This is a genomic window from Arthrobacter sp. 10N43, from assembly GCF_056394525.1.
Map to the genome: position 1 here is coordinate 1 of NZ_JBFTIA010000001.1, position 22,200 is coordinate 22,200.

Below are 22,200 nucleotides of genomic sequence, written 5' to 3' on the forward strand. Positions count from 1 at the left end.
CCACACCCCCGAGGACCTCCGGCTGGTCGCCGCGAAACTCAACCGCCGGCCCCGGCCCACCCTCAACCTCGAAACCCCAGCCAGCCGGCTGAACCAGCTGCTGCACGCAGCCTAAACCCCGGCGTTGCTCCCACCAGTTGACTTTGCCGGCCTCATGGCAGCTCTAACTGACAGCGCAACGTGGGGGTGCCGGCAGGTCAGGCGACGCGGGTGATCTCCACGCTGACGGTCAGGGCCGACCCCCCGCCGCCGGACAGGATGCCCTTGAGCGGCGGAACGTCGCGGTAGTCGCGGCCCCGGGCCACGGTGACGTGGAAGTCCCCCGCCGGCTTGTGGTTGGTCGGATCCCAGCTGCGCCATTCGCCGTCCCACCACTCCAGCCACGCATGGGACTGGCCGGCCACGGTCTCGCCGAGCTCCGCCGTCGAGCGCGGGTGCAGGTAGCCGGACACGTAGCGGGCCGGGATCCCGCAGCTGCGCAGGGAGCCGATGGCGAGGTGCGCCAGGTCCTGGCAGACGCCCTGCCGCTGGGTCCAGGCCTGCTCGGCGTTGGTGGTGACGCCGGTGGAGCCCTTCATGTACGTCATCTCACCGCGCATCCACTCAAAGACCGCCATGGCGGCCTCGTGCGGGGACTTTCCCTCGACCACGCCGGGAATGATGCCGAGCACTTCGGAGCCGGGCCCCGTGAGCTGGGACTGGGGAATCCAGTCGCTGAACTGGTTGAGCGTCTCCGGGGCGGCCAGGACGTCCCATCCGACGATGTCGGCCTCGGCGGCGATCTTCTCGACCCGGTGCACCTCAACGGTGGTGGTGGACAGGACTTCGAGGTGCTCGTGCGGCATCTGCATGTCGAAGGCCGTCACGCGGGTGCCCCAGTAGTCGCGGTAGCTGCTCAGGGCCGCCTGCGAGGGCGAGACCTTCATGGAGGATTCCAGGACCACCTGCTGCGGGTCCGTGAGCGGGGTCATCCGGGCCTCGTTGTAGGACAGGGTGACGCGTTTGTTGTACTTGTACGCCGTCTTGTGGACGATGTTCAGCCGGGTCATGAAACTTCTCCCACCCAGGCCAGTTCGTCTGCCTGATTGAAGTACTTACGGGAAATGGCGTCCGAGGCCTGCGAGACCGCCTTTTGCACGCGCTCCATGTGCTCGGGCAGCTCTGCCATGAGGTCATCGGTGCGGTGGAACTCCAGGAACGTGCGGGCCTGGCCGACAATCCGGCGTGCGTCATTGATGAACCCGACGCGCTGGGCCGAGGGGTCCAGCTTCGCCAGGCACTCGTCGGCGTCGCGCAGGGCGTAGACGATGGAGCGCGGGAACAACCGGTCCAGGAGCAGGAATTCGGCGGCGTGCTGGTCGCCGAAGGCCGCCCGGCGGGTCCGCAGGAAGGACTCGTACGCGCCGGCGCAGCGGAGCATGTTCACCCAGGACATGCCGGCCGAGAGGACATCGCGGGTGGAGAGCATGCGGGCGGTCATGTCGGCCCGCTCCAGGGACCGGCCCAGGACCAGGAACTGCCAGCTCTCGTCATGGCTGACGGTAGTGTCGGCCAGGCCGCTGACCATCGCCGTGCGTTCAAGGACCCAGTTGCAGAAGCGGTAGGTGCCCACCACGTCCTTGCGGTGCTGGTTCAGCCCGTAATAGGTCGTGTTGAGGCTTTCCCACAGCCCGGAGGAGACGGTCTCGCGGGCGCGGCGGGCGTTTTCCCGGGCCGCGCCGAGCGAACCGGCAATGGACGTGGCGCTCTGCTTGTCGTAGGCGAGGGCGTTGAGCAGCTCGGGGAGGCCGAACTCCTCATTCTGCGCACGGGCGCCCATGACGGCGAGGAGTTCCTGCGCAACGCTGCGCTGTTCCTCCATGGGCAGATGGTTGAGGCGCTCGAGGTGGACGTCGAGGATCCGGGCGGTGCCGTCTGCCCGTTCCACGTAGCGGCCGATCCAAAACAGTGACTCGGCTATACGGCTAAGCATTGGCGGTTACCTCCTGAGCCTGGGAAATCTGCTGCTGTTGCTGCTCTTTCTGGCTGTCACGCCAGTTGCTCTCCACGGGCCAGACGGAGACCCGCTCACGGACCGCGATGGCGGGCCGCGGGATGACTTCGACCGGGACCTGCGGGGAATCGGCCAGGACCCACGTGTCCTTGGAACCGCCGCCCTGGCTCGAGTTGACGATCAGCGAGCCCTCCTTGAGGGCCACCCGGGTCAGGCCGCCGGGGAGAACCCAGACGTCCTCGCCGTCGTTGACGGCGAACGGGCGAAGGTCCACGTGCCGGGGCCCGAACTTGTCGCCGCTGAGCGTGGGCACGGTGGAAAGCTGCAGGACCGGCTGGGCGATCCAGCCGCGGGGATCGGCGACGACGCGCTTGCGGAGCGCGTCGAGTTCATCCTTGGACGCGTCCGGACCGATTACCAGGCCCTTGCCGCCAGAACCGTCGACGGGCTTGACCACGAGCTCGTCCAGGTTGTCCAGGACGTACTCCCGGGCTTCCTTTTCTTCGAGCCGGAACGTGTCCACGTTGGCGATCACGGGCTCTTCGCTTAGGTAGTAGCGGATGAGGTCGGGCACGTAGCTGTAGACCAGCTTGTCGTCGGCGACGCCGTTGCCCACGGCGTTGGCGATTGTGACGCCGCCGGCGCGGGCAGCGTTGACCAGGCCGGGGCAGCCGAGCATGGAGTCGGCGCGGAACTGCAGCGGGTCCAGGAACTCGTCGTCGATCCGTTTGTAGATGACGTCCACGCGCTGCTCACCGGCCGTGGTGCGCATGTAGACCCGGTTGCCGCGGCAGATGAGGTCGCGGCCCTCGACGAGTTCGACACCCATCAGGCCGGCCAGCAGGGTGTGCTCGAAGTAGGCGCTGTTGAACACGCCGGGGGTCAGGACCACCACGGTGGGATCATCGACGCCGGAGGGGGCCGTCTTCCGCAGGGCCGACAGCAGCCGGCGGGGGTACTCCTCGACCGGGCGGATGAGCTGCTGGCCGAAGGCTTCAGGCAGGCCCTTGGCCATGGCCCGGCGGTTCTCGAGGACGTAGCTGACGCCCGAGGGAACGCGCACGTTGTCCTCCAGGACGCGGAAGGTGCCCGCGGCATCGCGGACCACATCGATGCCGGAAATGTGGACGCGGACGCCGCCGGCCGGCTCGAAGCCGTGCACCTGGCGGTGGAAGTGCGCGCTGGTGGTCACGAGCTGGCGCGGGATGACGCCGTCGGAGACCACGGCCATCTTGTCGTAGACGTCATTGAGGAATGCCTCGAGGGCACGGACCCGCTGGGCCACACCGCGTTCCAGGACGCTCCACTCGTCGGCGGGGATCACCCGGGGGACGATGTCCAGGGGGAAGGGCCGCTCTTCGCCTGCGAAGTCGAAAGTCACGCCGCGGTCCAGGAAGGTGCGGGCCATGGAGTCGGCGCGGGCGCTGACATCGGCCAGCGACAGCTCGCGCAGGGCCAGGGCCACCTGCCCGTAGGACTTCCGGGCCTGCTGGCCGGGGGCAAACATCTCGTCGTAGGCGCCGGAGCGGCCGGCGGCCTCGGAGTAATCCTGGAATAGGTCAGACATGGTCACTAGCCAACCACTTTTTCGTTACGAAATCATTTCGACGGCCCGCGCCGCGATCCCGCCGGCACAATCACCAGCACAATCCCACTGGAGCAAACCCGTCCGTGCAGGCCACCCCGGGGTACGGCCGCGGTTACGGCTTTTGGGGCTGCGTACGGCAAGGTAGGGGCGTGCCCCCCAAGAGATCCTTGTACGAGGCCGCGGCGGGCCTGATCGCCGCCGCGGCCGCCGTCGCCGCCGCCGCGGCAGTGCATCTGGTGCTCCCGGCGCTGCCGGTGATGACCCTTGCCGTGGTCCTCGGGCTGCTGGCGGCCAACCTGCCGGGTGTGGCGGGGTGGACGGCTGGGCCGGCGCGTCCCGGGCTCGACTTCGCCGGCAAGCACCTGATGCGGGCCGGGATCGTGGTGCTGGGCCTGAAGGTCAGCCTCGGCGATGTCCTGGGCCTGGGCTGGGTTGCGCTGCTGCTGGTGACGGGCGTGGTCCTGGCCGCCTTCGCGGGCACCTACGGGATCAGCCGGCTCTTCCGGCTTCCTCCCCGGGTATCGCTGCTGGTGGCCACGGGATTCGCCATCTGCGGGGCGTCAGCGATCGGGGCCATGGCCGCCGTGCGGCGCATCCGGCAGGAGGAAACCGTGCTGCCCGTTGCCCTCGTGACGCTGTGCGGAACGCTGGCGATCGGGGTGCTGCCCCTGCTCGCGCAGCCGCTGGGCCTCGGGCCGGAGGTCTTCGGGGCGTGGACCGGCGCTTCGGTGCACGACGTCGGGCAGGTGGTCGCCACAGCCCAGACCGCGGGCGCCGCGGCCCTCGCCGTCGCCGTCGTCGTCAAACTCACCCGGGTGATCCTGCTGGCGCCGATGGTCGCCGCCGCCGGGCTCCACCACCGGATGGGCACCGCACCCGACGGCGCCAAGCGCCCGCCGGTGATCCCGCTGTTCGTGATCGGGTTCGTGGCCATGGCCGGCCTGCGCACCACCGGCTGGCTCTCCCCCGGCGTCCTGGAAGCGGCCGCGGCGCTCCAGGACCTGTTGCTGGGCATGGCGTTGTTCGGGCTGGGCTCCGCCGTCCGCGTGGGCCAGCTGCTGCACACGGGCGCCCGCGCACTGCTGGCCGCGCTGGCGTCGTGGTTGCTGATCGCCGTGCTGGGCCTTGCAGCCGCCTTCCTGATGTTCCCGCCGGCGTGATTCGGCACACACGCAGCCGTGATTAGATAGCTGGGTGTCGAATCAGAATCTGAGCCGCGACGAGGCCGCGGCCCGCGCCGCCCTCATCACCACGCACAGCTACGACGTCTCCCTTGACGTCCGGCAGGCAACGGACCCGAACGTCGCCGGCTACACCAGCCGCAGCGTCATCAACTTCTCGGCCAGCGAACCCGGGGCCTCGACCTTCGTGGACTTCATCGCTGGCAGCGTGCACAGCGTCTTCCTCAACGGCAAGGGCCTCGCCGTCGCGGACGTCGTGGACGGTTCCCGGATCCGGCTGGAGAACCTGCAACGGGAAAACCAGGTCACGATCACCGGCACGGCCCTCTACAGCACCTCCGGCGAAGGCATGCACCGCTTCGTCGACCCCGCCGACGGGCAGTGCTACCTCTACACCCAGTACGAACCGGCCGACGCCCGCCGCGTGTTCGCGAACTTCGAGCAACCCGACCTGAAGGCCGAATTCACCTTCCACGTCATGGCACCCTCGGACTGGCAGGTGTCCTCCAACGGCGCCGAGGTCCTGCGCACCCAGCTGACCAGTGACCCGGCCACCAGCCGCTGGGACTTCGCCCCCACCAAGGCGATGTCCACCTACATCACCACCGTCCTCGCCGGACCGTACTTCAAGGCCGAGGACGCCTGGAGCGGCACGCTGGCCGACGGCACGGTCCTGCACGTGCCGCTGGCGCTCTACTGCCGGGCCTCCATGGCCGCGTCGTTCGACGTCGACGCCCTGTTCCGCCTCACCAGGAACGGGCTGTCCTTCTTCAACGAGCTCTTCGACTTCCCCTACCCGTGGGGCAAGTACGAGCAGGCATTCGTGCCCGAATACAACCTCGGTGCCATGGAAAACCCGGGCCTGGTGACCTTCACCGAAAGCTACGTCTTCACCTCGCGGGCCGCCGACTCGCAGTACCAGGCCCGCGCCAACACACTCCTGCACGAGATGGCGCACATGTGGTTCGGCGACCTCGTCACCATGAAATGGTGGGACGACTTGTGGCTCAAGGAATCGTTCGCCGACTACATGGGCACCCTCGGCGTGGACCGCACCACGGACTGGGACACGGCCTGGGTGAACTTTGCCAACAACCGCAAGGCCTGGGCCTACGTCCAGGACCAGCTGCCCACCACCCACCCGATCGTCGCCGACATCCCGGACCTGGAAGCGGCCAAACAGAACTTCGACGGCATCACCTACGCCAAGGGCGCCTCGGTGCTCAAGCAGCTCGTGGCCTACGTCGGGTTCGAGGCGTTCATCGACGGGTCACGCCAGTACTTCCGGGACCACGCCTACGGCAATACGACCCTCGCCGAACTGCTGGCGGCACTGAGCGCGGCGTCCGGCCGCGACCTCGGCGAATGGGCCCGCCAATGGCTCCAGACCTCCGGCATCTCCACCCTGTCCAGTGAAATTCTGTCCAGTGAAATCACCGGGCACGGGGACACGTTCAGTTCGGTCGCGATCCTGCAGGACGCTGTGGATCCCGCCACCGGCCGGCAGGAGCCCCGTCCGCACCGGCTGCGGATCGGCCTCTACGACTTTGATGACGCCGGCGCGCTGGTCCGCACGGGCAGCGTCGAGACCGACGTCAGCGGCCCCCGGACCGAGGTGGCCGAACTCGCCGGCAAGTCACGGCCCGCCCTGCTGCTGGTCAATGACAAGGACCTCAGCTACGCCAAGGTCCGGCTGGACCCGGACTCCGAGACCACGGTGCGCGGCTCCCTGGACAAGCTCAGCGACCCCATGGCGCGGGCGCTGTGCTGGACTGCCCTGTGGGACTCAGCCCGCGATGCCGTCACACCTGCCTCCCTCTACGTCGACGCCGTGGAACGGTTCGGGCCCGCCGAACCGGGAATCGGCGTCCTCCTCAACGTGCTCGGCAACGCGTCGACGGCGGTCGAACACTACGTGCCCCGCGGCCAGCGGGACGCCGTCCGCCGCGGCTTCCTCGCCACCGCCGCCGAACAGCTGCAGGCGGCGGCGCCGGGCTCCGACCAGCAACTGGCCTGGGCCCGGACCCTGGCCGCGACCAGCCGGTACGACGCCGCCCGGCTAGACCTGCTCCGCGGCATCCTGGACGGCAGCACCGTGATCGATGGCCTCGCGGTGGACGCCGAACTGCGCTGGAACCTCTGGCACGGGCTGGCGGCCAACGGCCAGGCAACACAGGACCAGCTCGACCAGGAGCTCGCCCGGGACAACACGGCGGCCGGCAAGTCCGGGCACGCCACGGCCCTGGCCGCCCGCCCCGAAGCCTCCGTCAAGGCCGCCGCCTGGGACGCCGCGGTCCACGGCACCGCGCTGTCCAACCAACTCCTGAGCGCCACCATCGCCGGGTTCAACACCGGTGAGGCCGCGCTGCTCAGCCCTTTCATCGACCCGTACTTCGAGTCGCTGGAACAGATCTGGGCGGACCGAAGCATCGAGATCGCCGGCCGGATTGTCCGCGGGTTCTATCCCGCCGGCCAGGACCTGGACGGCCACGGCGGGACACCCGACACCCACGCCGTCATCGTCCGCACCGACGGCTGGCTGAGCTCCCATCCCCACGCGCCGCGTGCCCTGCGCCGGATCATCATCGAACAGCGCAGCCAGTTGCACCGTGCCCTCAAGGCGCAGGCCCTAAAAGCACAGGCCCCCAACGCCTAGAACCGGGCGGAGTAGGTCCTGACATCATCGGTTGCTCCCCACCCACCGGCCCTTTTGACGGTTCAAAAGGGCAGGTGCGGAGCAATCGATGGAATGAAGGCTATTAAGGAACCCGGTGCAGCCACTCCGCGGTTCCGAACTTGGTTTCCACGCGGCGGCGGGCGGCCTCAAGCTCGGCGTCGGTGAGCACGGACGGCGTCGCGCCGTAGCGTTCGGCGAAGACGTCCATCATGGCGGCGACGATCTCGGCTCGGGCCAGGCCGGTCTGGCGGCGCAGCGGGTCCACCCGCTTCTTGGCGCTCCGGGTGCCCTTGTCGGACAACTTCTCCTTGCCGATCCGCAGCACGTCCACCATCTTCTCGGCGTCGATGTCGTAGCTCATGGTGACGTGGTGGAGCATCCCGCCGTTGGCGAGCCGCTTCTGCGCGGCCCCGCCGATCTTCCCGTGTTCCGTGGCGATGTCATTGAGCGGCACATAGAAGGCGCTGATGCCGACCTTCTCCAAAGCCGCCATCACCCAGGCGTCGAGGAACGGGTAGGAGTCGGCGAAGCTGATGCCGTCGACGAGGGTCTGCGGGAGGTAGAGCGAGTAGGTGATGCAGTTGCCGGCCTCCATGAACATCGCTCCCCCGCCGCTGATCCGCCGGACCACGCTGACGCCGTGCCGGGCGACGCCGTCGGGGTGGAGCTCGTTGCGGACCGACTGGAAGCTGCCGATCACCACGGAGGGCTCCTCCCAGTCCCAAAAGCGCAGGGTGGGATTGCGCCGCCCGGCGCCGACTTCCTCGGTCAGGACCTCGTCCAAGGCGACGTTGACGTGGGTGGGAAGGACGGACGGGGCAATGATGTTCCAGTGGTGGTCCGCCCAGCCGGTGGCCTTCGCGAGGGCGCGGCGGACGGTGATCGCGACGGCGTCGGCGGAAAACCCAAACAGCACGGCATCCTCCGGCAGGGCAGCTGTCACGGCGGCCGCGATGTCGGCGGCGCCTGTCTCGACGGGCAGCCCCGTGAGTGCCCGGTTGATCTCCGGCAGCGCCTCGTCCGGTTCCAGGAAGAAATCCCCGCTCAGCGAGACGCGCGCCAGGACACCGTTCATGACGTCGAAGTCGGCGACGACGAGTTTGCCGCCCGGGACCTTGTACTCGCCATGGTGACGGGCGCCGTCGTCGTCAGTACTGGAAGCGGTGGCCACGGGATGAGATGTCATGGCATCCATCCTGCCGCATGCTTCCGCCAAGCCGCGACACAGGGAAGCCGCGACACAGGGAACCCGCGACACCGGAAGGCCGCCGAGTGGTGAATCAGCCCAGACGCAACAACAGCCCGCAGACGCAGGAAGCCCGCACCGTTGCCGGTGCGGGCTTCCTGCAAGACCTTGGGGAAGAAGAAAGTTACTTCTTGCCGCCGAAGCCCTTGAAGCGAGCGTTGAAGCGCTCGACGCGGCCTGCGGAGTCCATGATGCGCTGCTTGCCCGTGTAGAACGGGTGGGACTCGGAGGAGATTTCGACGTCGATAACCGGGTAGGTGTTTCCGTCTTCCCACTCGATGGTCTTCTTCGAAGACACGGTGGACTTGGTCAGGAACTTGACGCCGGAAGCCAGGTCGTTGAAAACAACAGCTTCGTACTTCGGGTGAATATCAGACTTCATAATTGGACCTTTGTTCGCACAACTGGATTTTGCCAGTTGCCAGGTATGAATGGGATGGCCACGGAATGTACCGCACGGCCAGCTATCAATCATAGCCGATTGCCGGTGCACTGACGAACACCATTGGCGCACGTCAGCGCGGCGCAACCGGGCTTCGCCCCGGTCCTCATATTGTTGCCGGGTAGTTTTTCGTGAGCTCACCCGGTGAGGGTGAGGCGACGCACCTCACCCGGGCACAGGATGGAACTGTGGCTGTCCGTCGGATTGCCTGTACCCACTGAGAAACGGAGGTCATCAGTATGGCTGAGTCACTGGATGAACTAGGGCCGGTGGACTGGCTCGTCGTGGAGTTCCCCGGGCCCGACTTCGGTAAGGGCCAGATCGCCCCGTTCCTGGAGGACCTGGTCAAGCGTGACCTCATCAGGGTGCTTGACATGGTGTTCCTGAGAAAAACCGCCGATGGCACGCTTGAGACGGCCGAAATCTCGGACCTCGACCCGAGCGAGCTCGGCGAGGTGCGCATGGCCGAGGCCGACCTGGCCATGGTGCTCTCTGAGCAGGACGTCATGGACCTGGCCGAGACGATCGCGCCCGGCCACTCCGCCGCGGTGCTGGTCTGGGAAAACCAGTGGGCGGCTCCGTTCGGCGCGGCCGTCCGCAAGGCCGGCGGCCAACTCGTGGCCAGCGGCCGGATCCCGACCCAGGCCGTCATCGCCGCCTTCGAGGCCGACGCCGAAGAAGCCAAGGAAGGAGCCTGACATGCCACTGGCAGCACGACGCAGACGCAGGACCGCCGCCGCAGTTGGCGGGGCCGTTGTTGTCGCCCACGGAATAAACCGTCGCGGCGACCGCCGTGAGGACCGGCGGGACGACCGCGGCGACCGCCGTGAGGACCGCCGCGACTGACACCCTAGTGCCGGCTCCCGGCACACGCGGGTGCGCATGACCCTTCTGGGTCATGCGCCCCAGAACGCAACCGCCGACGCCGCGGCGACGTTGAGCGAATCGACGCCCGGGCGCATCGGGATCTTGACGGCGAGGTCGACGGCGGCCAGGGTTGCCGCGCTCATGCCCGCGCCCTCCGTGCCCAGCACCAGGGCCAGCCGTTCCGGCTGGCGGGCAGCGAGTTCGTCGAGGTCGACGGCGTCATCCGTGAGCTCCATGGCCGCCACGGTGAAGCCCTCCCCCTGAAGCGCAGCCAGGCCTGCGGTCCAGTCCTCGAGCCGTGCCCAGGGGACCTGGAAAACGGTGCCCATGCTGACCCGCACGCTGCGGCGGTAGAGCGGATCCCCGCAGCGCGGCGAAACCAGGACGGCGTCAACGCCGAGCGCAGCCGCGGAGCGGAAAATGGCCCCGACGTTCGTGTGGTCCACGATGTCTTCCAGCACGGCCACCCGGCGGGCTCCGGCGAGCAGTTCCGCCAGCGGCACCGGGGCGGGCCGGTGCATGGCGGCCATGGCGCCGCGGTGCAGGTGGAATCCGGTAATTTCCTCCAGCAACGCCGCGGAACCGACATAGGCCGGGACCTCGGGGTACTGCTCGAAGACATCCGCCAGGTCCTCGGCCCACTTCTCGGCGAGGAAGAAGGACCGCGGCCGGTGCCCCGCCGCCAGCGCCCGGCGCAGGACGCGGGAGGATTCGGCGATGTACAGGCCCTCGGCCGGTTCCCGGAGTTTGCGCAGGTGCACGTCCGTGAGCTGGGTGTAGTCGGAAACCCGCGGGTCGTCGGCGGATTCAAGAAAGTGAAAGGTCACGGGCAGGTCATTTCGGGGCGCTTTGAACGGTCGGGGGCTAGAGGCGGGGCTATTTGAACAGGTTGGCGATCATGAATCCCAGTGCCACAAGGCCCAGGGTGAAGATGACCCCGCGCAGGACCACCGGGGAGAGCCGGCGGCCTACCTTGGAGCCAATGATGCCGCCGATCAGGGAGCTCACGGCGATCAGGCCGACCACTCCCCAGTCGATCCGGTCGAATGCGAACAGGAGGTAGGAGCCGGCGGCGATCACGTTCACCCCCAGGACCAGGATGTTCTTCATCGCGTTGGCGTTCTGGATGGTCCCGGTCATGAAAATGCCCAGGATCCCCACCAGCAGGATGCCCTGGGCGGCGACGAAGTACCCTCCATAGACGCCGGCCAGGTACACCAGCACCACGAGCAGGACGCCGTGGCGCCGGTCCCGGATGGCGTGCCTCGGGTTTTCCTCGCGGGCCTTCACCCAACGCTGGAGCCGCGGCTGGAAGACCACCATCAGCAGGGCAAGCACGATCAGTACGGGAGCGGCGTAGTAGAAGACCTTCTCCGGCAGATGAAGCAGTAGGTAGGCACCCGTGATGCCGCCCAGCAGTGAGGCCGGGAGGAGCCGGAGCAGCTGCCTGCCGCGGCCGGCGAGCTCCCTCCGGTAGCCCCAGGCGCCGGTGGCATTGCCGGCCACAAGCCCCATCGCGTTGCTGATGGAGGCCGTGACGGGGGGATAGCCGAGGGCGATCAGTACAGGGAACGTGACCAGGGTGCCGGATCCGACAACGCTGTTGATGGTTCCCGCCCACAGCCCGGCGAAGAAAATGAAGGCGCTGTTGAGGAGCTCCACGCGTGGTCAGCGGCCCCGGTCAGCGGCTGGCGGTGGCGGTGTACCGGCCTGCGTTGACGGTGACGTCCAGCGGCAGGCCGAACGTTTCGCTCAGGTTTTCGGCCGTGAGGACCTCCGGCAGCGGACCCGACGCCACCACTCCGCCGTCGCGCATGAGCATCGCGTGCGTGAAGCCCGGCGGCACTTCCTCCAGGTGGTGGGTGACCAGCACGATCGCCGGGGCGGCGTCGTCGCGGGCGAGCTCGCTCAGGCGCTGGACCAGGTCCTCGCGCCCGCCCAGGTCCAGACCGGCGGCCGGCTCATCAAGGAGCAGCAGCTCAGGATCGGTCATGAGGGCGCGGGCGATCTGGACGCGTTTGCGCTCCCCCTCGGACAGCGATGCGAAGTGGCGGTTGAGCAGCGGGCCGATGCCCCACTCGTTCAACAGGCCGAAGGCGCGCCGCTCGTCGTTCTTCTCGTAGCCTTCGCGCCAGCGGCCGGTCACACCGTAGGCGGCGGTGACGACGACGTTGAGGACCTTTTCCTGCTCGGGGATCTGGCTGGCCAGCGCGGCCGAGGACAGTCCGATCCGGGGCCGGAGCTCGAACACGTCGACGGAACCGAGGACTTCCTCAAGGATGCCCGCCACTCCGGACGTCGGGTGGATCCGGGCGCCTGCCAGTTGGAGGAGAGTGGTCTTGCCGGCGCCGTTGGGTCCGAGGATTACCCAGCGTTCGCCTTCCTTGACCTGCCAATCGACCTTGTCCAGGAGGGTTTTAGCCCCACGTACAACGCTGACGCCGGCCATTTCAAGAACATCACTCATAGGAGTAGACACTAGGACAAAAAAGCGGAGGACTGATAACCGGCGCTGCGGGCTGCCGTGGAGCGTCACGCGGCGGCGGCCGGGGCGCAACGAATTCGGGTCGTCCAGCGCGTGCTCGCTAGGATTGAGGCCATGAGTTCGAACGTGACCGCAGTCAGCTATGGCCTGAAACTTTCCCTTCCCGACATCCAGCGGCTGCGTTCGCTCCTGACCGCCGCGGGGCTGGGCGTCGGGGCCGAAAACCGCACCGGAAACGCCCGCTTCGAGGTGTACGCGGCGGACTGCACAGTGGATGGCTCACAGGACGGCTTACTGGACGGCACAACAGACGCTTCACTGGCTGCTTCCCTGACAGGCGCGCGCCGCACGCTGGCTGCCTCAGGGATCGACGGCGTGGACACGGCCCTGGTTCCCGCGGCACTGCGCAATGCGCCCCGGAAGTTCCTCATCATGGACGTGGATTCCACCCTCATCCAGCAGGAAGTCATCGAACTCCTGGCCGCCTATGCCGGCAAGCGCGAGGAAGTCACGGCGGTGACCGAGGCGGCCATGCGCGGGGAACTGGACTTCGCCCAGAGCCTGCACGCCCGGGTGGCCGTCCTCGCGGGGCTGCCGGCCGACGTCGTCGATTCCGTCCGCGCCGAGGTCCGGCTGACCGAGGGCGCCGCCGAACTGGTGGCGGCGTTCCGGGCCGCCGGCCATGCCGTGGCCGTGGTGTCCGGCGGGTTCAACCAGATCCTGCGGCCGATCGCCGAAGACCTGGGGCTGGACTACTGGATCGCCAACGAACTCGAAATCGTCGACGGCGCCCTGACCGGCAAGGTCCTCGGCGACGTCATCGACCGGGCGGCCAAGGAGAAGTACCTGCGCGAGTGGGCCGCTGCCGAGGGTATCCCGATGGAGCACACGATCGCCGTCGGTGACGGCGCCAACGACCTCGACATGCTCGGCGCCGCCGGCATCGGCGTCGCCTTCAACGCGAAGCCGGCCGTCCGCGCGGCCGCTGACGCCGCCATCAGCCTGCCCTACCTAGACGCCGTGCGGTACATCGCGGGGGTCTGAGGCGTTAACCGCGAGATGGCACGTCGCGGCAATGTTTGCGAAAAACATTGCCGCGACGTGCCATCTCGGTCGGCCCGGGGGCCTGCGCTACTAGTTGGAGCCGGTGCCGGCAGCCGTGTCTGCGGCCCTACCGAAATAATCGGCGCCGCCAACGTATTCGGTGTGGCCGGTCTCGACGTCGGCGGTAGCCATCTTGGCGACCTCCGCGGCGAACTCCTTGACCGAGTACAGCTTGCCTGCCTCGGCGCGTCGGGCCTCGATGGCGCCGGGGTTGGACCGGTCAAGCAAAGTGGCCGTGACGGTGCCCTCGATCATGTCACCGGAGACGACGACGAGCGAGATGCCCTTTTCCGCCAGGGCCGGCACGAGTTCACGCAGCGCGTCCTCGCCGGCACGCTTGCTGCGGGCGACGGGCTCGTACTCGGGCATGGTGGGAACCGTGCCGATGAAGTGGGCCTGGTGGCTGGTCACGAAGACCACGCGGGAGCCTTCAGGCATGAGCGCCACGGCGGCGTTGAGCATGTTCACCTGGGCGTCACGGTTCAGCTTCAGCGCGTAGCCCTCCTCCATTCCGGTCTCCATGCCGCCGGAGGCGTTGAGGACCAGCAGGTCGAGCGAGCCGAAGTTCTCCATGGCGGCGCTGGCGAGGGCCTGGACGCCTTCCTGGGTGGTGAGGTCCGCCCCGACGGCAGCCGCACGGCCGCCGTCGGCTTCGATCTCCGCGACGACCTTGTTGGCGCGCGGCGCCTTCTGGCGGTAGTTCACGACGACGGCCGCGCCTTCGCCGGCGAGGATCTTGGCGATGTCTGCGCCGATTCCGCGCGACGAACCGGTCACGATCGCAGTCTTGTTGTCCAGCAGTCCCATACGAGCTCCTTTTGTTCCAAACGTCCAAACACTGTGGGTCTGCAATCCATCATGCCAGCGGATCGTGCCTTTACAGTTGTTGAGCGTCCACAAAGAAGCCCAGACAGCGTAGTTCCCGAGGCGACCGGAACCCGCTGATGGCAGGGTCAGCTGCGGTCGATCCTGATCTTCGTCGTCGTTTCCCCTGTGACTACCTCGGGAGCCGGTGCACGGACCTCCAGCACGCCGTCCTTGTACGTGGCCGTGATGTCTTCTTCCTTGGCCCCTTGCGGCAGCGCAATGCTGCGGACGGACCGGCCGTAGCGGAACTCGGAACGGTAACCGGCCTTGCTCTTGTGCTCGGACTTTTCCTCCCGCTGCACCGCGATGTGCAGCATGCCCTCGCTGACCGAGACGTCAACGTCCTGGTCGGGGTCGATCCCGGGCACCTCCGCCCGGACCACCAGCGTGCTGCCCTCCTGGAACTGTTCGATTTTGATCCCGGGCGCTATGGACAGATCACCATCGAGGAAGCGGCGGACCGGTTCCAGCATGTCCGAGGGCGTCCACTTGCTGAGATCACTCATGATTTTCCTCCTGCGTCCACGCCCCTGCCATGGCATGGGCTGGGGCTGTGAGCCCATTAGACGCTCCCGGAGTCCCGGTGCCAAGGGCAAAAAGGCCCAGCGAAGAGGACGGCAAAGAGGACAGCGGACGACGGCGGATACCGCCGTCGTCCGCTGTATTCGGAGCTAGTGGCCCATTCCCAGGCCGCCGTCGACCGGGATGACCGCACCGGAGATGTAGGACGCCTCGTCGCTGGCGACCCAGCGAACCACGTTGGCGACCTCGGAGGCCTCGGCGAAGCGGCCGGCCGGGACCTTGGTCAGGTAGTCCTTCTGCGTGGCCTCGGGCAGCTCGGCCGTCATGTCTGTGTTGATGAAGCCGGGCGCGACCACGTTCGCGGTGATCCCGCGGCCGCCGAGCTCGCGGGTGAGCGAACGGGCGATGCCCACCAGGCCCGCCTTGGAGGCCGAGTAGTTGATCTGGCCCGGCGCGCCGTACAGGCCGGAGACAGAGGAGATCAGCACCACGCGGCCCTTGCGGGCACGGATCATGCCCTTGGACGCGCGCTTGATGACCCGGAAGGCGCCCGTGAGGTTGGTGTCGATCACCGAGGTGAAGTCGTCCTCGCTCATCCGCATCAGCAGGGTGTCCTTCGTGATGCCGGCGTTGGCGACGAGTACTTCGACGGGACCGTGGGCGGCTTCGACTTCCGCGAACGCGGCGTCCACCGAAGCCTCGTCTGTGACGTCCGCCTTGACGCCGAGGATGCCCTCGGGCAGTGAAGACTCGCTGCGGAAGGTCACCGCCACCTTGTCGCCGTTGGCCAGGAAGGACTCGGCAATGGCCAGGCCGATCCCCCGGTTTCCGCCGGTGATCAGAACGCTGCGGCCGGTGGTGGGTGTTTCAGACATATGGGGCTCCGGGATTCTGCGGCAGGGAGGCCGCGCTGGGGGCTGGATTTTTCCTGCCTCCGATCTTAGCGCCCGGTTCGCATGCGTTTGGGCGGCTCCGCCGATGGTGAGAGAATTGGAGTAAGCCTTGGGAGCGTGATCTGACAGCCGTGACACTCAAAAACCGACCCGGTGCCCCTGTGCCCGGGAGGCCGGACGCCGAGTCCGGCGGTACCGAGGTGCACAGCATCACAGACGCCGCTGCTGCGCATTCGGACGAGATGCACCAGCGGATGGTCAAGTACGCCGTCGCCATGGGCATCCGCATGGTCTGCCTCATCCTGATATTTGCCGTGGATGGCTGGTTCAGGCTCATTCCGGTGCTGGGGGCCGTCTTCCTGCCGTGGGTGGCCGTGGTGATCGCCAACGGCAGCGACAAAGCGGAAATCCACAGTGACTCCCTCCTGGACTACGCTCCGCTCGCAGAGCTGGATGCGCCGGCTCCCGCCGGGCCGGCCGAACCCTACGCCGGCGATGACGCCTCGGGGACGCTGCTGCAAGGCGAGCTGATCGATGATGAAAACGACGACGACGACCACGGACGGGCAGCTTCATGAACCTCTTTGACCTGGCCGGGGGCGGCGGGGACACCCCCGCAGGCCCCGGCACCGTCTGCTCCCGGAAGGCCTGCCGCACGGCGGCGGAGTGGCAGCTGCTGTGGAACAACCCCAAGATCCACACCCCGGAGCGGCGCAAGATCTGGCTGGCATGTGGTGAGCACCGTGCCTGGCTTGAGGACTACCTCCAGACGCGCGGGCTATGGAAGGAGACGGTGGCCTTCGCTGAGGACGCCGCCCCCATCGACCAAGACGCAGTCCCCCTCGACCCGTCAGGCAGGATCGGCTGAATGTACCGCTTTCTCTTCTCCAGTAAATGGCTGGGGTATTTGTTGCTGGCCGCGATCTTCGCCGCGGGCTGCGTCGGACTGGGCCGGTGGCAGATGGACCGGCGCGCCGAGACGCTGGCCGAAATCAACAGGGTGGTTTCCAACTACTCTGCAACGCCCGTGCCGTTCGCCGATGTCCGCGACCAGTTCAGCCGGCTGAATCCGGAGCGCGAGTGGACCCAGGTGGAGCTCAAAGGCAGCTACGACGTCGCCGGCCAGCGCATCGTCCGCAACCGCCCGCTCAACGGCCAGCCCGGCTATGAGGTGGTGGTTCCGTTCAAGCTCGAATCCGGCGAAACCGTCGTGGTTGACCGCGGCTGGCTGCCCATCGGCAACAACACCCCAGGCCGGCCGGACTCGGTTCCTGCGCCGCCGCAGGGCCCGGTCACAGTCGTCGCCCGGCTCAAGCCGGCCGAACCCGAGCTGCAGCGCGGCGCCCCGGAGGGGCAGCTGGCCTCGATCGACCTCGCCACTTATTCCACCCAGCTGGGCTATCCGCTGCTCACGGGAGCCTACGGCCAGCTGGCCTCAGAGTCACCGTCGGTCCTGGACATGCCGTTCCCGTTCCCCAAACCCTCCACTGACGAAGGCACGCATCTTTCCTATTCGCTGCAGTGGTTCGCATTCGGCATCCTGATGTTCGTCGGGTTCGGTTATGCGGCCCGGCAGCAGGCCAGGAACGCCGCGATCGATGCGGAGGACGCCGAGGCTGACGCCGCAGAGGGCGTGTTCCTGCACTCCAGCGGCCCGGCCGTGCGGCGCCGTCCCGCTCCCCGCAAGCGCAAGAACGCGACCGCGGAAGAAGAGGAAGACGCCATCCTCGACGCCCAGGGGTTCTGAGCAGTGAGCACTGATTCCTTGCCCGGGTCTGTGGCGAACGTCAAGCGCGCCCTCACCTCACTGGGCGTCGCGGACACCGTGACGGTGTTCGATTCGAAAGTACCGACGGCTGCCGCGGCGGCCGCCACGCTGGGCTGCGACGTCGCCGCGATCACCAACAGCCTCATCTTCGACCACGAGGGCACGCCGCTGCTCATCCTGGCCAGCGGCGCGGCCAAAGTAGACGTCCACAAGGTCGCTGAGCAACTGGGCGGCGGGAGAATCCGCCGGGCCTCCCCCGAATTCGTCCTGGAACACACCGGCCAGGACGTGGGCGGCGTGGCCCCGGTTGGCCATCCGGAGAAAATCCGGACTCTGCTGGACGCGTCACTGGCAGCCCACCCGGTGCTCTGGGCAGGCGCAGGCGACCACAATTCGATGTTCTCCATCGGCTACGAAGACCTGCACCGGATCACGGACGCGGAAGAGATGCGGGTCCGCTAACCCAACTGACTCGCAGCAGGGGCCGTTTTGAGCACTGAAAACGGCCTCAAGTGCGAGTCAGTTGGATTGGTTACGCCAGCGTGATCAGGTCCAGGTAATCTTCGTTCCAGTGGTCCTCGATGCCATCGGGCAGCAGCACGACGCGCTCCGGGTTCAGCGCCTCGACGGCACCTTCATCGTGGCTGACCAGGACGACGGCGCCGGTGTAGTTGCTCAGGGCGCCGAGGATTTCGGCGCGGCTGGCGGGGTCGAGGTTGTTGGTGGGCTCGTCCAGGAGCAGCACGTTCGCGCTCGAGGCCACAATGGTGGCCAGCGCCAGGCGGGTCTTCTCACCGCCGGACAGGACCCCGGCGGGCTTGTCGACGTCGTCGCCGGAGAACAGGAACGAGCCCAGGATGTTGCGGACTTCCGCGTCGTTCATGTCGGGGGCGGAGGAACGCATGTTCTGCAGGACGGTGCGGTCGACGTCGAGCGTTTCATGCTCCTGGGCGTAGTAGCCCACCTTCAGTCCGTGGCCGGCCACCACTTCGCCGGTGTCCGGTTTGTCGACGCCGGCGAGCATCCGCAGGAGCGTGGTCTTGCCGGCACCGTTGAGGCCCAGGATGACCACCTTGGAACCGCGGTCGATCGCGAGGTCGACGTCGGTGAAGATCTCGAGCGAGCCGTAGGACTTGCTGAGGCCGTCCGCCGTCAGCGGGGTCTTGCCGCAGGGTGAGGGATCCGGGAAGCGCAGGGCGGCTACCTTGTCGTGCGCACGCACGGCTTCGAGGCCGCCGAGCAAACGCTCGGCACGCTTGGCCATGTTCTGCGCGGCGACTGCCTTGGTGGCCTTGGCCCGCATCTTGTTGGCCTGGTCGATGAGGACCTGTGCCTTCTTCTCCGCGTTGGCGCGTTCCCGCTTGCGGGCACGCTCGTCCGTTTCGCGCTGGGTGAGGTAGCGCTTCCAGTCCATGTTGTAGAAGTCGATCTGCGCGCGGTTGGGGTCCAGGAGGAAGACTTTATTCACCGTCGCTTCGAGCAGTTCGGTGTCGTGGCTGATCACGATCAGGCCGCCCTGGTGGTTCTTGAGGAACTCGCGGAGCCAGGAAATGGAGTCGGCGTCGAGGTGGTTGGTGGGCTCATCGAGGAGCATGGTCTCGGCATCCGAGTACAGGATGCGCGCGAGCTCCACGCGGCGCCGCTGACCACCGGAGAGGGTCTTCAGCGGCTGGTTCAGCAGCCGGTCCGGCAGGGCAAGGTTCGAGCAGATCGCCGCCGCCTCGGCTTCGGCCGCGTAGCCGCCAGCCGCCAGGAACTCGGATTCCAGCCGGTCATAGCGGTTCATTGCCTTTTGCTGGACCGCGGCGTCCTCGCTGGCCATCTCTTCGTGGGCGACGCGGAGCTTGCCCACTGCAATGTCCAGGCCGCGGACGGACAGGATCCGGTCCCGTGCGAGCTGCTCCATGTCAGGGGTGCGCGGATCCTGCGGCAGGTAGCCGATTTCGCCGGTGCGGGTTACCTTGCCCGCGGCGGGCAGGCCCTCGCCCGCGAGCACCCGGGTCAGCGTTGTCTTGCCTGCACCGTTACGGCCGACCAGGCCGATCTTGTCTCCCTTGTCGATCCGGAAGCTCACCTGGTCCATGAGGAGGCGGGCGCCGGCGCGCAGTTCGAGATCCTGGACGGTAATCAATGCAGCTAAGGCCTTTCACAACAGGGAATGCCGCGGCACGACGGGTGGAGTCTGGGCGGAGCCGGGACAGGGCGGTGCGAGAGCACGGCCTCTACAAGTCTACCGGCACGGCCCCGGCTCCCTGACATGGGCTCCCCCGGTGCCAATTGGCGCTGGCGGGGGCTGCGGGGCAGCCATCATTGGCGGCGCCCTCCAGCAATGGGCCCGCCGGTTAGTGGGGCGCCTACAAAAAACCCGATCCGCGGCGACCGTACAGTCAATATCAAGATTCCGATTTCCGCCGCAGCATCTGACAGGAACACCATGACCCAGACCCGCCATCCCGACACAGCCAAGACCCCGCGCCGCCGGGTCCGCTGGAATGCCACCGATCTTGGCCTCATCGCCGTCTTTGCCGCCCTCGTGGCCGCCTCCGCGCTGATCGCCGCCATTCCTGTCGGCGGGCTCGGCGTACCCATCACGCTGCAGACCCTCGCGGTCATGCTCACGGGGCTGGCGCTGGGCGCGGGCCGGGCCTTCGCCGCCGTCGGCCTCTACCTGCTCCTGGGCTTCGCGGGCCTGCCGATCTTCAGCGGCGGCCGCAGCGGGCTGGGCGTCCTCGCCGGACCCTCCGCCGGCTACATCATCGGGTTCCTGCTGGCCGCCACGGCCGTAGGGTGGCTGGCCGCCGTCGTGCTCGCACGCACCGCCAACCGAACAGGAAAACTGCGCGCAGTCCTCCTGTTCGCCGCCGCGATGGTCAGCAGCATCATCTTCATCCACGGCCTCGGCATCCTGGGCATGATGGTCAACGCCAAGCTGGACTTCTCGAAGGCCTTCATCGCCGACCTCGCGTTCTACCCGGGCGACATCATCAAGAACGTCCTGGCCGTCAGCGTCGCCCTTGCACTGCACAAGGCCTTCCCGGATCTGCTGCTGCGCCGCGTCCGGACGGCTGACACCCGCCCGTGAGCAACATCATCCTGGACCGGGTGACGGTGCGCGTGCCGGTTGACGGCCGCCCCGCACCCAAGACACTGCTCCAGGAACTGTCGCTGGACCTCGCCGAACTCCGGATCGGGGTGATCGGGGCCAACGGCTCAGGCAAGTCCACCCTCCTGCGGCTCCTCAACGGGCTCGTGGCACCGAGCGACGGCACGGTGGCAGTCGACGGCGCCGATACCGTCCGCGCCGTGCGGGAGGTCCGCCGCCGCGTGGGCTTTGTCTTCACGGATCCGCTCTCCCAGCTCGTGATGCCCACGGGACGCGAGGACGTGGAACTGTCCCTGCGCCGCTCCATCCGCAACGCCGCGCAGCGCCGGGCCCACGCTGAATCTGTCCTGGATCGGTTCGGCCTGCTGCCGCTGGCGGACCAGAGCATCTACGAGCTCTCCGGCGGCGAACGCCAACTCCTGGCGCTGGCCGCGGTCCTCGCTGTGGACCCGGACGTGCTGGTCCTGGACGAGCCGTCCACGCTGCTGGACCTCCGCAACCGCGAACTGCTGCGACGCACCCTGGCCGGACTCCGCCAGCAGGTCATTCTCTCCACCCACGACCTCGAGCTCGCCGGGGATATGGACCGGGTGCTGGTGGTGGACGCCGGCAAGGTCGTGTTCGACGGCGAACCGGCCGCCGCCGTCGCGCATTACCGCGGACTGAGCGCCGCAGGCCTGCCCATGGGTGGGGGCGGGCCCGGTGGCGTGCCCGGTGCCGGGCTCGGCGAGGCCGGAACCGCCCGGGACGGGCGGGACGGGCGCGCGGGTGAGCGGACCGTCGCGGAGCAGACCCGGCTGGAGCAGTCGTGAGCAGTCACGGTTTCCTCCTGGCCACATACGCGCCGGGCTCGTCCGTGATCCACCGAACGCCGCTGTGGCTCAAATTCGTGCTGGTGGTTGGCTGCGGAATGACTTCGTTCCTGATCGCCGACTGGGCCGTGTCCGCCGTCGTGCTGGTGCTGCTGTGCGGGCTGTTCCTGCTCAGCGGGGCAGGTCCCGCCCGGCTGCTTCGCGCGGTGAAGCCGGTCCTGCCGGTCCTGCTGGCCATCGGCCTCTTCCAGTGGTGGCAGCTCGGCGCCCCGACCGCCGCGCGGATCGTGCTGAACGTCCTCGTCTGCGTTGTCGCGGCCTCAATTCTGACCGCCACCACCCCCGTGCAGGCGCTGCTTGACGGCGTGGCCTCCCTGGCCCGGCCCTTCCGGCGGCTCGGGGCGGACCCGGAACGTTTCGCACTGACCATTGCCATCATGCTCCGCAGCATCCCGTTCGTGGCTGGGGCCTACGCCGACGTGCGCGACTCTGCCCGGGCCCGCGGACTCGAGCGCAACCCGCGGGCACTAGTGATTCCGGTCTTTATCACCACAGTCGCCTTTGCCCGGCAGACCGGTGAAGCGCTGGCCGCCCGTGGGCTGGGCGAACCGGAGGACCCGGAGGACTAGCCCTCGGTGCCCTGGCCTGGCTT

At 67.8% G+C, this 22,200-nt stretch carries 24 protein-coding genes; 12 read left to right on the forward strand and 12 right to left on the reverse strand.

Annotated features, from left to right (window positions below):
- Positions 1–197: 197 nt before the first annotated feature.
- From AC1DDO_RS00005 to AC1DDO_RS00015, 3 genes are read right to left on the reverse strand one after another with little or no spacing between them, the layout of a single operon-like run.
- Positions 198–1,049, reverse strand: coding sequence for a transglutaminase family protein (locus AC1DDO_RS00005; RefSeq protein ID WP_441408626.1), 852 nt, complete (start codon positions 1,047–1,049; stop codon positions 198–200).
- Complete coding sequence (locus AC1DDO_RS00010) at positions 1,046–1,972, reverse strand: alpha-E domain-containing protein (RefSeq protein ID WP_390202421.1); 927 nt, start codon at positions 1,970–1,972, stop codon at positions 1,046–1,048. Before AC1DDO_RS00010 ends, AC1DDO_RS00005 begins: the two co-directional genes overlap by 4 nt.
- A complete protein-coding gene (locus tag AC1DDO_RS00015; protein ID WP_441408625.1) occupies positions 1,965–3,560 on the reverse strand; it encodes a circularly permuted type 2 ATP-grasp protein in 1,596 nt (531 codons plus the stop codon). Before AC1DDO_RS00015 ends, AC1DDO_RS00010 begins: the two co-directional genes overlap by 8 nt.
- A gap of 170 nt (positions 3,561–3,730) precedes the next feature.
- Between AC1DDO_RS00015 and AC1DDO_RS00020 the strand changes: the two genes are divergently transcribed.
- Together AC1DDO_RS00020 and pepN are read left to right on the forward strand one after the other, a co-directional pair.
- On the forward strand, positions 3,731–4,741 hold the full coding sequence (locus tag AC1DDO_RS00020; protein WP_476868122.1) for a YeiH family protein: 1,011 nt from the start codon (positions 3,731–3,733) through the stop codon (positions 4,739–4,741).
- Positions 4,742–4,775: 34 nt separating this feature from the next.
- A complete protein-coding gene (pepN, locus tag AC1DDO_RS00025) occupies positions 4,776–7,418 on the forward strand; it encodes an aminopeptidase N (RefSeq protein ID WP_476868123.1) in 2,643 nt (880 codons plus the stop codon).
- Positions 7,419–7,521: 103 nt separating this feature from the next.
- Here the strand turns inward: pepN and AC1DDO_RS00030 are convergent, their stop codons facing one another.
- Both AC1DDO_RS00030 and AC1DDO_RS00035 read right to left on the reverse strand, forming a co-directional pair.
- Positions 7,522–8,625, reverse strand: a complete 1,104-nt coding sequence (locus AC1DDO_RS00030) for a lipoate--protein ligase family protein (RefSeq protein WP_476868124.1) — start codon at positions 8,623–8,625, stop codon at positions 7,522–7,524.
- A gap of 184 nt (positions 8,626–8,809) precedes the next feature.
- Positions 8,810–9,067, reverse strand: coding sequence for a type B 50S ribosomal protein L31 (locus AC1DDO_RS00035; RefSeq protein ID WP_028267311.1), 258 nt, complete (start codon positions 9,065–9,067; stop codon positions 8,810–8,812).
- 299 nt (positions 9,068–9,366) lie between these two features.
- Between AC1DDO_RS00035 and AC1DDO_RS00040 the strand changes: the two genes are divergently transcribed.
- Both AC1DDO_RS00040 and AC1DDO_RS00045 read left to right on the forward strand, forming a co-directional pair.
- On the forward strand, positions 9,367–9,825 hold the full coding sequence (locus AC1DDO_RS00040; RefSeq protein WP_476971136.1) for a DUF6325 family protein: 459 nt from the start codon (positions 9,367–9,369) through the stop codon (positions 9,823–9,825).
- Between the two features lies 1 nt (position 9,826).
- The gene (locus AC1DDO_RS00045) at positions 9,827–9,973 is read left to right on the forward strand and encodes a hypothetical protein (RefSeq protein WP_155855732.1); all 147 of its coding nucleotides are present in this window, start codon (positions 9,827–9,829) and stop codon (positions 9,971–9,973) included.
- Positions 9,974–10,023: 50 nt separating this feature from the next.
- On the opposite strand, the gene AC1DDO_RS00050 is transcribed toward AC1DDO_RS00045, so the two are convergent.
- Genes AC1DDO_RS00050 through AC1DDO_RS00060 form a run of 3 tightly spaced genes read right to left on the reverse strand, consistent with a single transcriptional unit; the run spans position 10,024 to position 12,461 of the window.
- The gene (locus AC1DDO_RS00050; protein WP_476971137.1) at positions 10,024–10,821 is read right to left on the reverse strand and encodes a TrmH family RNA methyltransferase; all 798 of its coding nucleotides are present in this window, start codon (positions 10,819–10,821) and stop codon (positions 10,024–10,026) included.
- 49 nt (positions 10,822–10,870) lie between these two features.
- Positions 10,871–11,656, reverse strand: a complete 786-nt coding sequence (locus AC1DDO_RS00055) for a sulfite exporter TauE/SafE family protein (protein ID WP_476866206.1) — start codon at positions 11,654–11,656, stop codon at positions 10,871–10,873.
- Positions 11,657–11,675: 19 nt separating this feature from the next.
- Complete coding sequence (locus AC1DDO_RS00060) at positions 11,676–12,461, reverse strand: ABC transporter ATP-binding protein (protein WP_441408618.1); 786 nt, start codon at positions 12,459–12,461, stop codon at positions 11,676–11,678.
- A gap of 132 nt (positions 12,462–12,593) precedes the next feature.
- On the opposite strand from AC1DDO_RS00060, the gene serB reads away from it, so the two are divergent.
- Positions 12,594–13,523, forward strand: coding sequence for a phosphoserine phosphatase SerB (gene serB, locus AC1DDO_RS00065; RefSeq protein ID WP_476866207.1), 930 nt, complete (start codon positions 12,594–12,596; stop codon positions 13,521–13,523).
- Between the two features lie 90 nt (positions 13,524–13,613).
- Here serB and AC1DDO_RS00070 read toward each other — a convergent pair whose 3' ends face one another.
- The 3 genes from AC1DDO_RS00070 to AC1DDO_RS00080 all read right to left on the reverse strand — a co-directional run bounded on the left by AC1DDO_RS00070 (position 13,614) and on the right by AC1DDO_RS00080 (position 15,847).
- Positions 13,614–14,390 carry an SDR family oxidoreductase gene (locus tag AC1DDO_RS00070; protein WP_476866208.1) on the reverse strand — a complete coding sequence of 259 codons (777 nt, stop codon included), beginning with the start codon at positions 14,388–14,390 and terminating at the stop codon, positions 13,614–13,616.
- A gap of 146 nt (positions 14,391–14,536) precedes the next feature.
- Complete coding sequence (locus AC1DDO_RS00075) at positions 14,537–14,956, reverse strand: Hsp20/alpha crystallin family protein (RefSeq protein WP_441408615.1); 420 nt, start codon at positions 14,954–14,956, stop codon at positions 14,537–14,539.
- Positions 14,957–15,121: 165 nt separating this feature from the next.
- Positions 15,122–15,847, reverse strand: coding sequence for a beta-ketoacyl-ACP reductase (locus tag AC1DDO_RS00080; RefSeq protein WP_441408614.1), 726 nt, complete (start codon positions 15,845–15,847; stop codon positions 15,122–15,124).
- A 149-nt stretch (positions 15,848–15,996) separates the two neighbouring features.
- Between AC1DDO_RS00080 and AC1DDO_RS00085 the strand changes: the two genes are divergently transcribed.
- From AC1DDO_RS00085 to AC1DDO_RS00100, 4 genes are read left to right on the forward strand one after another with little or no spacing between them, the layout of a single operon-like run.
- The gene (locus AC1DDO_RS00085; RefSeq protein WP_441408613.1) at positions 15,997–16,443 is read left to right on the forward strand and encodes a DUF3099 domain-containing protein; all 447 of its coding nucleotides are present in this window, start codon (positions 15,997–15,999) and stop codon (positions 16,441–16,443) included.
- Positions 16,440–16,733, forward strand: a complete 294-nt coding sequence (locus tag AC1DDO_RS00090) for a hypothetical protein (RefSeq protein ID WP_476866209.1) — start codon at positions 16,440–16,442, stop codon at positions 16,731–16,733. Before AC1DDO_RS00085 ends, AC1DDO_RS00090 begins: the two co-directional genes overlap by 4 nt.
- Positions 16,734–17,612, forward strand: a complete 879-nt coding sequence (locus AC1DDO_RS00095; RefSeq protein WP_476866210.1) for an SURF1 family cytochrome oxidase biogenesis protein — start codon at positions 16,734–16,736, stop codon at positions 17,610–17,612.
- Between the two features lie 3 nt (positions 17,613–17,615).
- The gene (locus AC1DDO_RS00100) at positions 17,616–18,095 is read left to right on the forward strand and encodes a YbaK/EbsC family protein (RefSeq protein WP_476866211.1); all 480 of its coding nucleotides are present in this window, start codon (positions 17,616–17,618) and stop codon (positions 18,093–18,095) included.
- Between the two features lie 70 nt (positions 18,096–18,165).
- Here AC1DDO_RS00100 and AC1DDO_RS00105 read toward each other — a convergent pair whose 3' ends face one another.
- Positions 18,166–19,764 (reverse strand): ABC-F family ATP-binding cassette domain-containing protein, encoded by a 1,599-nt coding sequence (locus tag AC1DDO_RS00105; protein WP_441408609.1) that lies wholly within the window; start codon positions 19,762–19,764, stop codon positions 18,166–18,168.
- 303 nt (positions 19,765–20,067) lie between these two features.
- Here AC1DDO_RS00105 and AC1DDO_RS00110 point away from each other — a divergent pair, with 303 nt between their 5' ends.
- Genes AC1DDO_RS00110 through AC1DDO_RS00120 form a run of 3 tightly spaced genes read left to right on the forward strand, consistent with a single transcriptional unit; the run spans position 20,068 to position 22,177 of the window.
- Positions 20,068–20,715: a biotin transporter BioY gene (locus tag AC1DDO_RS00110; protein ID WP_441408608.1), complete on the forward strand. Its 648-nt coding sequence runs from the start codon at positions 20,068–20,070 to the stop codon at positions 20,713–20,715.
- Positions 20,712–21,548, forward strand: a complete 837-nt coding sequence (locus AC1DDO_RS00115) for an energy-coupling factor ABC transporter ATP-binding protein (RefSeq protein ID WP_476971138.1) — start codon at positions 20,712–20,714, stop codon at positions 21,546–21,548. Before AC1DDO_RS00110 ends, AC1DDO_RS00115 begins: the two co-directional genes overlap by 4 nt.
- Positions 21,545–22,177 carry an energy-coupling factor transporter transmembrane component T family protein gene (locus tag AC1DDO_RS00120; RefSeq protein ID WP_476971139.1) on the forward strand — a complete coding sequence of 211 codons (633 nt, stop codon included), beginning with the start codon at positions 21,545–21,547 and terminating at the stop codon, positions 22,175–22,177. Before AC1DDO_RS00115 ends, AC1DDO_RS00120 begins: the two co-directional genes overlap by 4 nt.
- Positions 22,178–22,200 lie beyond the last annotated feature (23 nt).